Below are 13,693 nucleotides of genomic sequence, written 5' to 3' on the forward strand. Positions count from 1 at the left end.
GACACGCGCGTCACATCAGCACCAAGCGGGAGTTGACGGCGGTGCGGACGGTTCACGCGCCCCGGCGCGCCCCGAGTGCTCGACGTCGCGCGCGCCGCACCAGGTTCATCGCCCGTGTCTGCCACCGCGGACCCACCTTGGGCAGCGGCGCGGCGAGCACCATTGACGCCATCGTGTCCCAGGCCACCTCGAGTACCGCCTCGGTGCTGGGTTCGGCCACCTCACCCGACGCACCATCCGCCGCGATCAGCAGGTCGTCGAGGTCACCGGCCACCTCGTACCCGGCCGTCCGTACCGCCTCGACCATCGACTCGGCCTGTCCGGCCGCCCATTGCCGTTGGCCGGGTGAGAGCCCCTGTGCCGGTCCGACGGGGGCGTCGAAGAGGATCTCCCCGATCACCTGCCCCTTGATGATCCGCTCGTAGCGCTGCCACGCGATCGTGTCCGGCTGCAGGCGCCGGTTCAGGCCCCGCAAGAACTCCGTCTGCGCAGCGGAGAGTGAACTGTTCAGGCTGGGCACCGGGATGGTGAGCGGCTCGGGATCCACTCCCATGGCATCGAGAAAACGTTCCCACAACCCGTCCCCGTCGACCTGCTGCGCGCCACGGCCGGGGACGGTGACCACGTGCACACGGTCGGCACCGACCACCTTTGCCCAGCGTTCGAGAATTCCGATGTAGTCCTGGAACTCCCAGAACGGTTCCTCGACCCTCGACGCTTCGGGCGCCTCGCCCATCGACACCGACGGCGCGAACGCGCGAACCGACTCGACGAACTCATCGAATCCGGCCAGGTGCTGATTCTTGACGTTCTCCTGCCAGACCGACGGCAACTGGCGGCCCAGATCTCGGACCGTGGCGATCACGTGAACCTCGTCGGCGAACGACAGATCGTTCATCAGCGCATCGATGTGCTCCGGGCCGGCGGTACTGAACAGCTCGTGGGAGAGCAGCGACGTCTGCGGCCAGGCCCGGATCTGCCCCAGCAGCGTGGGCCACGTCCCGGCGAAGGCGGGGTCGGCCCAGTCGAGATAGCGCTCGGGCTGGAGATGAACCGCGACGTGGAAATGATCAGAGATCACATTGCCTGGATAGAGCAGGCCCGAGGTACGAAGCGCGATGTCGCGGTTGCGCCAGAGTCGATCCTGTAGATGGGTTGTCCCTGTCTTGGGCAGACCGATGTGCAGGTAGACGACAGCCATGATGCGTCCAGTCTAGGCTTGCGCTCAGTGTGATTTGAAAGCAGCTCGCAGCCGCTGTGACGTGATTTGGGGCCGGAGGATCCCGGCTGGTAATGTTGTCCGCTGTTGCAGTGACACCGGTGACCAAGGGTTCCGATGTCCCGCCACCGGCGCGAGCCGGACCGATCTCCGGTCCGCCGCACACCGGCAGAACCGACCGACAACCAGCACGGACCAGAGGAAACACGCGTGGCAAACATCAAGTCTCAGATCAAGCGGAACCGCACCAACGAGGAGCGCCGCAAGCGCAACCAGTCGGTGAAGTCGTCGCTGCGTACCGCGATCCGTGGCTTCCGCGAGGCCGTCGAGTCCGGCGACAAGGACAAGGCAGCCGAGCTCGGCCAGGCCGCGAGCCGCAAGCTCGACAAGGCAGCCAGCAAGGGCGTCATCCACGCCAACCAGGCCGCCAACAAGAAGTCGGCCATCGCGCTGGCCGTCAACAAGCTCTGAGCCCAGCTCACTGAGCTCTGCCGACCCGTTCGGCAGCAGATTCCTCCGACTCACCCCGGCGATCTACCACGCGATCGCCGGGGTGAGTTGCGTGTTCGTGGTCGGTGTGGCTAGCGCCGACGGCCCGAGGGCCGCAGGTCGGCGACCCTGGCCACGGCGCTGGTGAGAGCGAAATCGGCGTCGGCGGCCTGGCCTTTGACCTCACCGTTGAGCGTGGCGACCACCTGCACCGCCTTCGCGATGGACTCCGAATCCCAGGCGCGCGCCTGCGCCTGCACATCCTTGACCCGTCGCGGCGGCATTCCGAGCTCGGAGGCCAGCGCGAAATGATTGCCGGTCCCCATCGGACGGATCCGCGCGATCCGGTGCACGGCCTCGGCCAGCGCATCGGCCAGCAGGACGTGGGGCACGCCATGATGCAACGCCCACGCCAGCGATTCGAGTGCCGCCGCCCGGTTGCCGGTGACCGCGCGATCGGCCACCTCGAACCCGGTGATCTCCGGGCGGCCCTGGTAGTACAGCCGGACAGCGTCGCGGTCGACCTTTCCATCCGTGTCGGCGACCAGCTGCGCACACGCGGCCGCTAGTTCCCGAAGTTCCGAGCCCACACCTTCGACGACCTGCTCGACGACCTCGGGACTCACCTTGACCCCCAGCGACCGGAACTCCTGGCGGACGAAATCCATCCGCTCCGACGGCCAGCGCGGCGCTGCCGTGGCGTGTTCGACCGCGCCGGCCTTCTTCAGGGCCGGCACCATCGACTTGGCCCGGCCACCGCCGGTGTGCACCACCATCAGCGTGATCCCGTCGGGCAGAGACGCCGCCGCCTGCGCGATGAGAGCGGCCGGCTCCTTACCCGCCTCCGCCGCGGACTCCACGACGACGATGCGCTCCTCGGCGAACAGCGACGGGCTCAGCAGCTCGGCAAGTTCATGTTCACTGACGTCACCGGCCCGCACCCGGGTCACCGGGACCGGGGTCCCGGCGAGCCCGGATTGCTCGGCGGACACCGCAGAGATGACTCGGCCGGTGAGGAAATCGTCGTCGCCGAGAAGCAGATGCAGGCGTTTCGTCACAGGCATCATCGTGCCAGACGCATACGACCGTCAGGACAACGAGCCGAACACCGGAGGCTTCGGCTTGGCCTTGGGCGCAACCGTCTTCCACCGCAGATTCCATTTCGCCAGTTGGCGTCCGAGTACACCCTCGTATATGAGAGCGGTGGGCTTCGGCCCCGTCACTTTCAGCGTGACAACTCCTCGAACCCGTTCACCGGCGGGCAGATCCCCCGAGCGCAGATAGTTGTCGCCCGCATAGGTCGGGTTGTTGTAGCTGGTGCCGTCGGCCGCTTTGGCCACGAAGTAGAAGGGATTGACCGGTACCTCGCCTTTCGTGGCGCTGATGGTGACGTCGAACGCAACCGAATCGGAGTAGAGCGTTGCCGTATTGAGCGTGACGTAGCCGGCCCAGTTGTCCTCGCTCACATACGCGGCAGAAGGAGCAGCCCCGGCCGTAGCCAGAGCCGGGATGAGAAGCAGTGCGATGGCAGACAAACCGGCGGTCACAAGCCACCGCGCGAATCGTCGGGGTCGCCTTCCGGGGGCTCCTCGGTGTCCGGCATGCGGATGTGTGGGGTTCATGTCTGTCCTTCGTTCTTCTCAACGGACGCCTCGGGGTCGAAGCACCTCGGTGGTGGTATCGATCGATATCTCGATCGATATTTCGATCGATACCACCGGACACTACGAACGCCCTACGACAATTCCGGACTGTCATTGTCATTCGAACGATTGAATCGAGAGTGCCACTCGGACAGCGCTTTCCGCGTCGGCGACGGCGCTCGCGTCATGCGGCACCACCCCTCGCGCACACCCACGATCACGGTCGCGGTCACCAGGGCGACGACCGCGGCCCCCGCCACCCCGTCCGGCACCGGGATGTTCGCCCACCGCGGACTGCCGAGGGTGCGCGCGCACCACAGCATCCACCAGAGCTCCGGGCCCAGACCCCGGATGAGCAATTCGCCGACCGATGCGCCGATCCCCCCGGGTGGACCGAGGGCTCCGAGAATCGCGGCCCCGGTCCCCACCACACTGATCAGCGCGACCACCGGCGCCACAAGGAGGTTGGCGATCACCCCGACCACCGAGAAGGTCCCCGTGACCATCGCCACCACCGGGGCGGTCACCACCTGCGCGGCGATCGCCATCGCCAGCACCTCGGCGAGTCCGGCGGGCACCCGTGCACCGCGCAGCCGGTCCCGCAGACGTGGGGCCCACATCACGAGCCCCGCGGTCGCGACCACCGACAACGCGAAGCCGGGCGCCAGTGCGAGTTCCGGCCACCACAGCAGGCCACCGATCACCGCAGCACCCAGCGCCGGAAATGCCTGTGCACGACGGGAGGACAACAGTGCCAGAAGTCCGACGCCACCCATGATCGCGGCCCGCACCACGCTCGGTGACGGGCGCACCAGGATGACGAAGCCGATGATCGTCACCGCCCCCAGTACTGCGGCGACCCTCGGCGACGCGCCCGCCGCTCGCACGGCCAACAGCACCGCGCCGCACACGATGGCGAAGTTGCTGCCCGAGACCGCGGTCAGGTGACTCAGCCCGGCGTCGCGGAATTGCTCGCGGACACTTGGATCCAGTGACCGAACATCACCGATCACCAGGCCCGGCAGCAACCCGGCTGCGGCGGCAGACAGGGCCCGAGAGCTGGTGATCTGCAAGCGATCTCGGACCGATCCCGCAACGCGCTGATGCACCGGTGGCCGACCGATGGCGGTGGGTGGTCCCGACGCCGTCAACGACGCGACCAGCACCGTTCCCCGTGGTGGCGGCCGCACCCGTACGAGCGCGCGAACCCGCTGTCCCGGCAGCAGATCTGCGAACTCACCCACATCACCGGTGAGCTCGGCGGCGGCCGCGGGCACCCTGCGGGTCCCGATTCCGTCGACCGTCACCCGGGCGCGAACCCGGCCGTGGCGCTCCTGTCCGATCAACACCGGATCGTCACGCACCACCATCGTCACGGTCACCTTGCCGGTGACCTCGGTGAGCGGATGAGCGAGCCGTTGTTCCTGGCGGATCAGCAGCGCCACAGCACATGTCGCGGCGAGACCGGCACCCACCACCACCAGCCCCACCATCCGCCAGGCGACCAAACCGCGCCGACACGCGACAATGCAGACCGTGCAACATGTTCCGGCACCGATCGCGACGGTCGCCAACACCTGGACCGGGGCGAGCAGACCGGTGATCGTGACCGCCCATACCACCATCGCCGGGACCAGCAACCGCAGATCCATCCCGGCTCACACGGTCACCAGATCGCGCAGCTTGGCCAGGCGTGCCGGGCCGATCCCGTCGACCTCACCGAGTTGGTCCACAGAGGTGAACCGACCGTTGCGGGTGCGCCAGTCGATGATCGCGCGCGCCGTCACCGGCCCCACACCCGGCAGTGCATCGAGCTGATCCTCGGTGGCCGTATTCAGATTGACGCGGCTTCCTGAGCTGCCCGACGGCGCGGCCGAGGGTGCACCGGAGGTGGTCCCCGGTTCGTTGGCCGGCGGTGCGCCAGATCCCGTCGCCGCAACCACCGCGCTGCGCAACACCCTGCCGTCCGGCCCGGCATAGCCCACCAGGATCTGATCCCCGTCGTTGAGGAGCTGGGCAAGATTCAGCGACACCGTGTCCGCACCACGGCGTGCGCCGCCCGCCGAGGCGATCGCATCGGCAACCCGTGCTCCCGGCGGCAGCCGCACCAGCCCCGGGCGGTGGACCAGCCCGACGACACTCACCACCAGCTGTGCCCCGACGGTGGGGTGCGCCGCTGCGGGAGTACTCACACCGACCGTCGGGCCGGCCGAGGTCTCGAAGGCCACCACCGGCGCCGAGTCCGTTCCCCGGAACAGCCCGAAACCGGCTATCGCACAGGCGATCACGCCGATCGCGATCAACGCCAGGGCCGCCGGCGGGGCCACCGCGAAACGTCGGCGTACAACGGACGTCTCGTCGGGCTCCTCGTCGTCGTACTCCGGCGCGTGGCCGTCATCGTTCGAGTTGCGGCGTGAGTTGTCGTCTGAACCGTCGTCGAGCCACCCGGGCATCCCGCCGATCCCCCAGCCCGGCTCCTCGCGCGCCTCCGCCGGCTCCACCAGGCGCGGTGTCGGCATCGGCCGGTCACCACCCGCCGCCGGGTCGGACGCCCCGACCGGCGCCAGGCGATCAAGCGGGTTCCGCCGTCCTGAGGTGCTCATGAGCCCAGACGCTAATCACCGCATTCGCCCGGAATGCGGATCGTCGTCGCCGTCGCACCGTTCTGTGGATCGACGCCCGACTGTGGATCGCGACACTCAGACGGTGTCGATCCCCTCGATCGCCTCCAGATGACTCGCGATGACCACACCCACCGCACCGGGACCCACATGGCACCCGAGTACCGGCCCCAGGTCGACGGTGATCTCGTCGGTCACCATCCGAAGTCGCGATCGCAGTTGCTCCGCGAGATCCGCAGCGGCCTCCGGGGCGTCGCAATGCTGGATGCCGACCGTCACCGCACGGCCGGCTGCCGACTCCACCGCCCCGTCGACCATCTTCTGCACTGCCTTGGAGAACGTGCGGTGCCGTTCGCGCAACGCCAGCGTCCCGTCCACCATGTGCAGGATCGGTTTGATCGCGAGCGCCGAACCGAGCATCTTGCTCGCCGCACTGATCCGGCCGCTGTTGCGCAGATTGTCCAGCTGCTGCACGCAGAGCAGCGAATCGACCGTGGCCGCCTCCCGAATCGCCGACTCGTACACCCGATCCCGGTCCGCATCGGTGCGCGCGGCCTGCGCCGCCGCGATCGCGGTGAATCCCACCGCCAGACCCACCGACCGGGAATCGACCACCCGGACGAGTCCGGAGAACTTCTCCGCCGCCAGCCGGGCCGCACCCCAGGTCCCCGACAATCGCCGCGACATGTGCACGGCCACCACACCGTCGCCGTCGCTGGCCGCGATCGCCTCGTCAAAGGCGTCGGTGAGATCCTGCGGGTTGGCACCTGACGTGGTGACGCCGGGAGTCGTGATGAGATCGGGCGGTATCTCGTCGACCCCCTCGCGGTAGTCCGCGCCGTCGAGGGACAGATGCAACGGGACCTGACGGATGCCGTAATGATCGGCCACCGATTTCGGCAGCCGTGACGACGAATCTGTGACGACGACGACAGGCACGGGTCTACGTTAGCGGGTTCACGACGCCGGCCTCACATCGTGGGGTCGACGGCCCGCGCACCGATCCGCGCAGCCACCACCGGCGCGACGAGATCCGCGATCCGACGGTGACACTCGAATCCCCAGTGGATACCGTCCGGGTTCATCGCAGAATCCGAATCATCTTGTGCATCAAAGTCATCGAACGCATCCCGGGTCACCGGATAGAAGTCCACGCACTCGAGCCCGTGGGCGCGGGCCCAGCCCAGCATCGCCGACGTCGTCGGTATCCGCCCCAGATGAACATCGCCGTAGTACGGGCTGCGATGAGTCGGCGGAAGGCACACCACGATCGGCAGATCAGGCCGCAACTGCGCCAGCGCCGACCGGATCTTCTCCAGGTACTCGACCGTCACCGCCGGGGGCAACGCCACCGGCCACCCGAGCCGGGCGGCCCGCGGCTGCACCCACTGATAGGCCGTCCGCACGACCTGCCGCAGCCGGTTGGGCCGCACGTATCTGATCTGCTCCCGCAAGGCCGTGGGCAACGGCGACGGCAGACTGTCCATCCCGCCGAACGCGAGCACCACCACCTCCGCGTCGGGTACCGCAGCCCAGATGTTGGGGTCCTGCGTCAGCGCCCACCACACATCCCGACTCGTCCAGCCGATCCGCCCGAACAACCGCACTCCCCGGCCGCAACGCTCACCGACGATGGACGGCCAGATACGCCGGTCCGTAGACGGCAGGCCGCCCGCCGGACCGTAGTAGGCGAGCGAATCGGACAGCACCAGTACACTGCCGACGCTCATTGAACCGCCGGATCCGAATCCTCGGCCGAGGCATTCCACACATCCAGACGCCACCGCGGTGGCGCACCGGGTGTCCCGTGGCCGGATAGCTGCACCCAACTGGTGTTGGCCAGCCCACCGAACACGGGCCAGTTCGCCACCGGAAGCGCCAACAACCCCGCCGTCATCGCCGCGATCACCCCACCGTGGGCCACCAGCACCACCGGCGCTTCCGGATCGTCACCGGCACCCCACTGCGGCAACTCATCGATCAGCTCGTCGACCACCGGCAGCGCCCGGCCCGCCACCTGCACCCGGCTCTCCCCGCCCGGCGGCGTCCACCTCGCGTCGTCCCGCCAGCGCCGACGCGCCCCCGGCATCTGCACGTCCACCTCGGTGTGCGTGAGGCCCTGCCAGTCACCCAGATGTGTCTCCCGAAGGCGCACATCGGTTTTCACCGGCAGCCCGGTCCGCTGTGCCAGCGCCTCCGCGGTGTCGCGCGCACGCCGCAGATCCGACGACCGGATCACCACCGGGCGCCGCTGCGCCAACGCAGCCGCAGCCGACTTCGCCTGCTGCACACCCAGTTCGGACAGATCCGTATCCAGCTGCCCCTGCATCCGGCTACCCACGTTGTACTCGGTCTGGCCGTGCCGCAACAGGATCAACCGCCGCACCACCGGCGTCAGACGCTCGACCGCGGTGTCGTGCGAATCCGGACCACCACTCACGAGGAGGAGCCCAGATCGACCACCGGGCAGTCCTGCCACAGCCGTTCCAGCGCATAGAACGCGCGCTCCTCGGAATGCTGGATGTGCACGACGACGTCGATGTAGTCGAGCAACGCCCAGCGGCCCTCGCGAGTCCCCTCCCGGCGCACCGGTTTGTGCCCGGCCTCGCGCAACTTGTCCTCGATCTCGTCGACGATCGCGTTGACCTGCCGCTCGTTGTCGGCTGACGCGATCACGAACAAGTCGGTGATCACCAACTGCTCGGACACATCGATCACGGTCACGTCATGTGCGAGTTTGTCCTCGGCGGCAGCCGCCGCCACCCGCGCCATGTCCAGCGCCTGCGCTGATGCAGTCACACCTGTCCCTTCGTCTGTTCGACACCCGCTCGCTGCGCTCCCGGCGCTGTACTCTCTCCGCCCGCTCGCTGCGCTCCCGGCGCGGACACCCCCGGGGAGGACGCCTGAGGCGCACGATACAGCTTCCGCTTCGCGATGTACTGGACCACACCGTCTGGGACCAGGTACCAGACCGGTCGCCCGCGGGCCGCGCGGGTACGGCACTCCGTCGACGAGATCGCCAGCGCCGGGATCTCGAGCATCTGCAGTGTGTCCGGCGGCATCGTCTCCAGATGCTGTGCCAGATGCTTGGCGTTGAGCTCGTAGCCCGGCCGGCTCACCCCCACGAACCGGGCCAGCTCGAACAACTCCTCCCAGTCCTGCCAGGACAGGATCGACTCCAGCGCGTCGGCGCCGGTGATGAAGTACAGCTGCGCGTCGGGCAGCAGCTCGTGAAGATCACGCAGGGTGTCGACGGTGTAGGTGTCGCCGTCGCGGTCGATGTCCACGCGACTCACGCTGAACTGCGGGTTCGACGCCGTCGCGATGACCGTCATCAGGTAACGATCCTCTGGCGGCGACACCCGGGCATGCTCGTCGAGCTTCTGCCATGGGCGCCCGGTCGGCACAAAGATGACCTCGTCGAGCTCGAAGCGATGCGCCACCTCGCTGGCCGCCACCAGGTGGCCGTTGTGGATCGGATCGAAGGTGCCACCCATCACGCCGATACGGCGTGCACGAGGACGAGCAGCGGACATGAAGGGTGAGTCTACGCGTCTACCCGACTACAACGTCGTGCACAGGTGCGCTCACCGATTCGCGCTCGGCCCGTCAGATCGGCAGCAGGTCGGCGATCACCCGGCCCAGCTGGGTGGCATTGCGGCATTCGAACATGTCGATCGCCTCGGCGTACACGTCTGCGGCCGAGTCCCCGGTTCCCCAGTGGGCCTGCGCCTCCGGGTTGAGCCAATACGCATGCCGGGCCCGCTCCACCAGTTCGCGCAGAGCGCCGAGCGCAGTGTCGTGAAAGTTGTTGCGGGCATCGCCCAGGATCAGCAACGCCCCCCGGTGGGTCAGGGTCTCGCCGTACTCGGCGACGAAGCCGCTCAGCATGTGCCCATAGTCCGAGTGACCGTCGCGCGTACTGATCCGGGCCGTCGAGATCATCTCGTGCATCGCCGCGCCGAAGTCGTTCTCGGCACCCGAACTCGGGTCGAAGAAGTCGGTCACCTCGTCGACGGTGTCCACGAAGGCGAACACGCGCACCTTGGAGAACTGCTGGCGCAACGCGTACACCAGCCGCAACGTGAACTGACTGAACCCGGCCACCGAACCCGACACGTCGCAGATGATGGTCAGCTCCGGGCGGCCCGGACGCGGTTTGCGATGACTCAGCTCGATGGGCACACCGCCGGTCGACATCGACGCCCGCAGCGTCTTGCGCACATCGACCGCGCCACGATGAGCACGCCGACGACGAATCTCCAGCTTCGCCGCCAGCAGCCGGGCCAGCGGCGCGATGGTGCGACGGATCTCCAGCTGCTCCCGCGCACCCGCCGAGAGAAAGTTGATGTTCTCCGGGAGCGGCGGAACCGCATACTCCCCCACCCGATCTCGCCCGTTACGGTCGGCCATCCGGCGCTGCGTCTCCGATTCGATGGCGGCGCGCAGATCAGCCGCCTTGGCGCGCGCCGCGGCCCGATGCAGCGGGTCGGTGCCCGGCCGTTCACCGGCATCACCCGGCCCTCCGGCCATCGCCGCGGCGATCGCGGCGATCAGCGTCTGCGGGCTCACCGCCGACAACGCCTGATAGGCCGAAAACGCCTCTCCCCGAGTCGATTCGTAACGTCCGAGAGCGTCAACGATCATCGCGACCGCCTCCCCCAGGCGGCCGTCTCCCTCGGCGGAATCGTCGGCAAGCAGCTGCGCCAACATCTCGCGCACACCGTCGATGTCCACCTCACCGTCCTCGGTGCGGGGCAGATCGGTTGTCACCGTGCGCTTTCCGAGCGCGATCGGGAACCACAGATCAAAAACACGGTCGAAGACGCCGCGGTGGGCGGAATCGGAGAGCAGTGTCGTGGCGAGGCCCTCGCGCAGTTGCTCCCGATCGAGCAGGTCGAGGACCGCGACCGCGGACGCGGCATCGATCAGACCCGACGGCCCCACCTCGATACCGCGGCGACGCAACTCGTCGACGAAGTCGGTGAGATGCGCGACGAGCGGAACGGTCATCAGCCCAGCTTGAGTTCTTTGAACGCGGTCTTCAGGTCGGGTCGATGCTTGAGGAGCACCCCGAGGGTCCGGGCGATCAATCCCTCGTCGAGGCCACCACTGCGCCCGGCACCCGTGCCGTCGTCGCCCGCGCCGAGCGCCAGGAGCGTGTTCGCCCAGTCGATGGTCTCTGCGACCGACGGCTTCTTGCGGATGTCCAGGGTGCGCAGCACACCGACGATGCGCACCAGCTCCGCCGACAGCGCGTCGGAGAGCCCCGGCACGCGGGAGGCGAGGATCTCCTTCTCGCGCACCGCATCCGGGAAGTCGATGTAGAGGTAGAGACACCGGCGCTTGAGCGCTTCGGACAACTCCCGGGTCGCGTTGGAGGTCAGCAGCACCACCGGGCGGCGCGCCGCGGCCACCGTCCCCATCTCCGGGATCGTGATCGCGAAGTCGCTCAGCACTTCGAGGAGCAGCCCCTCCGTGTCGACGTCGGCCTTGTCCACCTCGTCGATCAGCAGGACGGTCCGACCCTCCCGCGAGATCGCCTTGAGTAGTGGTCGTGGCAACAGGAACTCATCGGAGAAGATGTCGGTCTTGGCCTCCTCCCAGGCGCGGCTGCCGGTCGCCTGGATGTGCAGGATCTGCTTGGCGTGATTCCACTCGTAGAGTGCACGTGCCTCGTCGATCCCCTCGTAACATTGCAGGCGGATCAGTTCGGCGTCGGTGGCCGTGGCGATCGCCCGCGCGAGTTCTGTCTTGCCCACGCCCGCGGGGCCTTCCACCAGCAACGGCTTGCCGAGCCGGTCGGCCAGGAAGGTCGACGTCGCGGTCGCGTCGTCGGCGAGATATCCGGTGGCCCGCAACCGATCCGACACATCACCGACATCGGCAAAGAACGGCTCCGTCGTCGGGCCCGCACCACCCACCACGGCGCCCATCAGGCCGGCCGCACGTGACCGGCGCCCCACACCACCCATTTGGTGGAGGTCAGCTCGGGCAGGCCCATCGGGCCGCGGGCGTGCAGTTTCTGGGTCGAGATACCGATCTCGGCTCCGAAGCCGAACTGCTCACCGTCGGTGAAGGCGGTCGACGCGTTGACCATGACCGCGGCCGCATCGACCCGCTGGGTGAACTCGTCGGCCGCGGCGAGGTCGGTGGTGATGATCGCCTCGGTGTGCCCGGTGCCGTAGGTGTCGATGTGGGCGATCGCGGCGTCGAGGTCGTCGACCACCTTCATCGCGATGTCCATCGACAGATACTCCTCGGCCCAATCCTGTTCGGTCGCAGGCTCCATCCCGGCCTCCTCACCGTGGATCACCACTCCCTGCGCCTGCAAGACGGAGGTGATCCGCGGCAGCGCGTCGGCCGCGACCGCCTTGTCGATGAGCACCGTCTCGGCGGTGTTGCACACGCTGGGACGGCGGGTCTTGGAATTGAGCACTACACGGGTCGCGACGTCGAGGTCGGCCAGGGCGTGGACGTAGACGTGGCAGTTGCCCGTCCCCGTCTCGATGGTGGGCACCGTCGCATTGCTGACGACGGCGTTGATGAGCCCGGCCCCACCACGCGGGATCACCACGTCTACCAGGCCGCGCGCCCGGATCAGGGCAGTCACACTCGACCGGTCCTCGCTGGGCAGCAGTGCCACCGCGTCGGCGCTGACACCCTTGTCCGACAACGCCTCCCGCAGGATGCGCACCAGCTCGGCATTCGACGACGCCGCCGACGACGACCCTCGCAGCAGCACGGCGTTGCCCGATTTGAATGCGATGCCGAAGGCGTCGACGGTGACATTGGGGCGGGCCTCGTACACGATGCCGACCACACCGAGCGGCACCCGCACCTGACGTAGCTGCAGGCCGTTGGGCAGCGTCTTCCCGGAGAGGATCTCGCCGATCGGGTCCGGCAGTACCGCAACCTGCCGTAAACCATTGGCGATGCCGGTGACGCGTTCCGGGGTGAGTCGCAGCCGGTCGAGGAGACTGGCTTCCATATCCGACGACTCCGCCCGAGCGATGTCCTCGGCGTTGGCTGCCAGGATCGACTCCGAAGCGGACTCGATGGCGTCGGCCGCCGCCAGCAACACCTCATTCTTGCCGGAAGTGGTGAGCCGGCCCAGCGCCCGCGACGCCGCGCGCGCCGACTGCGCGAGTTCCGTGACGACCGCCTCCACGCCGGCTGTGGCGTCCGACTCTGCTCGCGTCTCTTCTGCGCTCGACTCTGCTGCGGTGGGTGCGCTCATCGGTTCCTCGATCGTCCCTCGACTCGGTGCCTACTCGTCGCACCCCGCCGCGGTGGCACACGGGGCACGTCGAGCTCGACTATGTCGTTCACCAGAGTAGCGCCGGTCACTTCGGACCCATTCGGGTGGCATCCACCGACAATCTGGTCTCCGCAATTGTCTTTGTTATAGTTAATTTCACTTCGCGGCGCTAACGACACGGTGCGCCGCCTGGCGGGAGGGGAGCCCGAGTATGACCGTGACCAGGCTGTATGTGATGCCCGTCATCAGGGCCCTCGTGTTCTTTGCCGGATGCGCACTGCTCGTCATGGTGGCGATGATGCTGCCGAGCTTTCGCGACTGGGCCGCCACCTGGGGCGCGCCGACCACCGCTGCCGGATTCTCCATCGCGGCAGTGGTGGACGCCCTGGCCTTCTGGTTCGGCGCCGACGGTGTGCTGGCCAACCTCATCGGTAATCGCTGAGTCCTCCCGCGACCGGCA

The 13,693-nt window shown here is 68.0% G+C and carries 15 protein-coding genes; 2 read left to right on the forward strand and 13 right to left on the reverse strand.

Translation table 11 applies throughout. The annotated features are described in order from the left end of the window. Positions 1-52: 52 nt before the first annotated feature. On the reverse strand, positions 53-1,201 hold the full coding sequence (locus GBRO_RS15830) for a hypothetical protein (RefSeq protein ID WP_012834905.1): 1,149 nt from the start codon (positions 1,199-1,201) through the stop codon (positions 53-55). 228 nt (positions 1,202-1,429) lie between these two features. Here GBRO_RS15830 and rpsT point away from each other — a divergent pair, with 228 nt between their 5' ends. Then, on the forward strand, positions 1,430-1,690 hold the full coding sequence (gene rpsT, locus GBRO_RS15835) for a 30S ribosomal protein S20 (RefSeq protein WP_012834906.1): 261 nt from the start codon (positions 1,430-1,432) through the stop codon (positions 1,688-1,690). Positions 1,691-1,800: 110 nt separating this feature from the next. On the opposite strand, the gene holA is transcribed toward rpsT, so the two are convergent. The 12 genes from holA to GBRO_RS15895 form a co-directional block, all read right to left on the reverse strand. Beyond that, positions 1,801-2,775, reverse strand: coding sequence for a DNA polymerase III subunit delta (gene holA / locus GBRO_RS15840; RefSeq protein WP_012834907.1), 975 nt, complete (start codon positions 2,773-2,775; stop codon positions 1,801-1,803). Positions 2,776-2,796: 21 nt separating this feature from the next. Beyond that, positions 2,797-3,255 (reverse strand): DUF4354 family protein, encoded by a 459-nt coding sequence (locus tag GBRO_RS15845; protein WP_041919933.1) that lies wholly within the window; start codon positions 3,253-3,255, stop codon positions 2,797-2,799. Between the two features lie 188 nt (positions 3,256-3,443). Then, on the reverse strand, positions 3,444-5,003 hold the full coding sequence (locus tag GBRO_RS15850; protein ID WP_012834909.1) for a ComEC/Rec2 family competence protein: 1,560 nt from the start codon (positions 5,001-5,003) through the stop codon (positions 3,444-3,446). 6 nt (positions 5,004-5,009) lie between these two features. Then, positions 5,010-5,954, reverse strand: a complete 945-nt coding sequence (locus GBRO_RS15855; RefSeq protein ID WP_041919934.1) for a ComEA family DNA-binding protein — start codon at positions 5,952-5,954, stop codon at positions 5,010-5,012. Between the two features lie 96 nt (positions 5,955-6,050). Beyond that, positions 6,051-6,911: a DegV family protein gene (locus GBRO_RS15860; protein ID WP_012834911.1), complete on the reverse strand. Its 861-nt coding sequence runs from the start codon at positions 6,909-6,911 to the stop codon at positions 6,051-6,053. Between the two features lie 32 nt (positions 6,912-6,943). Further along, positions 6,944-7,702 (reverse strand): diglucosylglycerate octanoyltransferase, encoded by a 759-nt coding sequence (gene octT / locus GBRO_RS15865; protein ID WP_012834912.1) that lies wholly within the window; start codon positions 7,700-7,702, stop codon positions 6,944-6,946. Beyond that, positions 7,699-8,412: a histidine phosphatase family protein gene (locus tag GBRO_RS15870; RefSeq protein WP_041919935.1), complete on the reverse strand. Its 714-nt coding sequence runs from the start codon at positions 8,410-8,412 to the stop codon at positions 7,699-7,701. The genes octT and GBRO_RS15870 overlap by 4 nt, the downstream gene beginning before the upstream one ends. Then, complete coding sequence (gene rsfS / locus GBRO_RS15875) at positions 8,409-8,771, reverse strand: ribosome silencing factor (protein WP_012834914.1); 363 nt, start codon at positions 8,769-8,771, stop codon at positions 8,409-8,411. The genes GBRO_RS15870 and rsfS overlap by 4 nt, the downstream gene beginning before the upstream one ends. Then, the gene (gene nadD / locus GBRO_RS15880) at positions 8,768-9,508 is read right to left on the reverse strand and encodes a nicotinate-nucleotide adenylyltransferase (RefSeq protein WP_041919936.1); all 741 of its coding nucleotides are present in this window, start codon (positions 9,506-9,508) and stop codon (positions 8,768-8,770) included. The genes rsfS and nadD overlap by 4 nt, the downstream gene beginning before the upstream one ends. Before the next feature lie 73 nt (positions 9,509-9,581). Continuing rightward, complete coding sequence (locus tag GBRO_RS15885; protein ID WP_012834916.1) at positions 9,582-10,985, reverse strand: vWA domain-containing protein; 1,404 nt, start codon at positions 10,983-10,985, stop codon at positions 9,582-9,584. Then, positions 10,985-11,908, reverse strand: coding sequence for an AAA family ATPase (locus GBRO_RS15890; RefSeq protein ID WP_012834917.1), 924 nt, complete (start codon positions 11,906-11,908; stop codon positions 10,985-10,987). Before GBRO_RS15890 ends, GBRO_RS15885 begins: the two co-directional genes overlap by 1 nt. After that, a complete protein-coding gene (locus tag GBRO_RS15895) occupies positions 11,908-13,212 on the reverse strand; it encodes a glutamate-5-semialdehyde dehydrogenase (protein ID WP_012834918.1) in 1,305 nt (434 codons plus the stop codon). Before GBRO_RS15895 ends, GBRO_RS15890 begins: the two co-directional genes overlap by 1 nt. Positions 13,213-13,444: 232 nt before the next feature. On the opposite strand from GBRO_RS15895, the gene GBRO_RS15900 reads away from it, so the two are divergent. Beyond that, positions 13,445-13,675: a hypothetical protein gene (locus GBRO_RS15900; protein WP_012834919.1), complete on the forward strand. Its 231-nt coding sequence runs from the start codon at positions 13,445-13,447 to the stop codon at positions 13,673-13,675. Positions 13,676-13,693 lie beyond the last annotated feature (18 nt).

The organism is Gordonia bronchialis DSM 43247 (genome assembly GCF_000024785.1).
Lineage (GTDB): Bacteria > Actinomycetota > Actinomycetes > Mycobacteriales > Mycobacteriaceae > Gordonia > Gordonia bronchialis.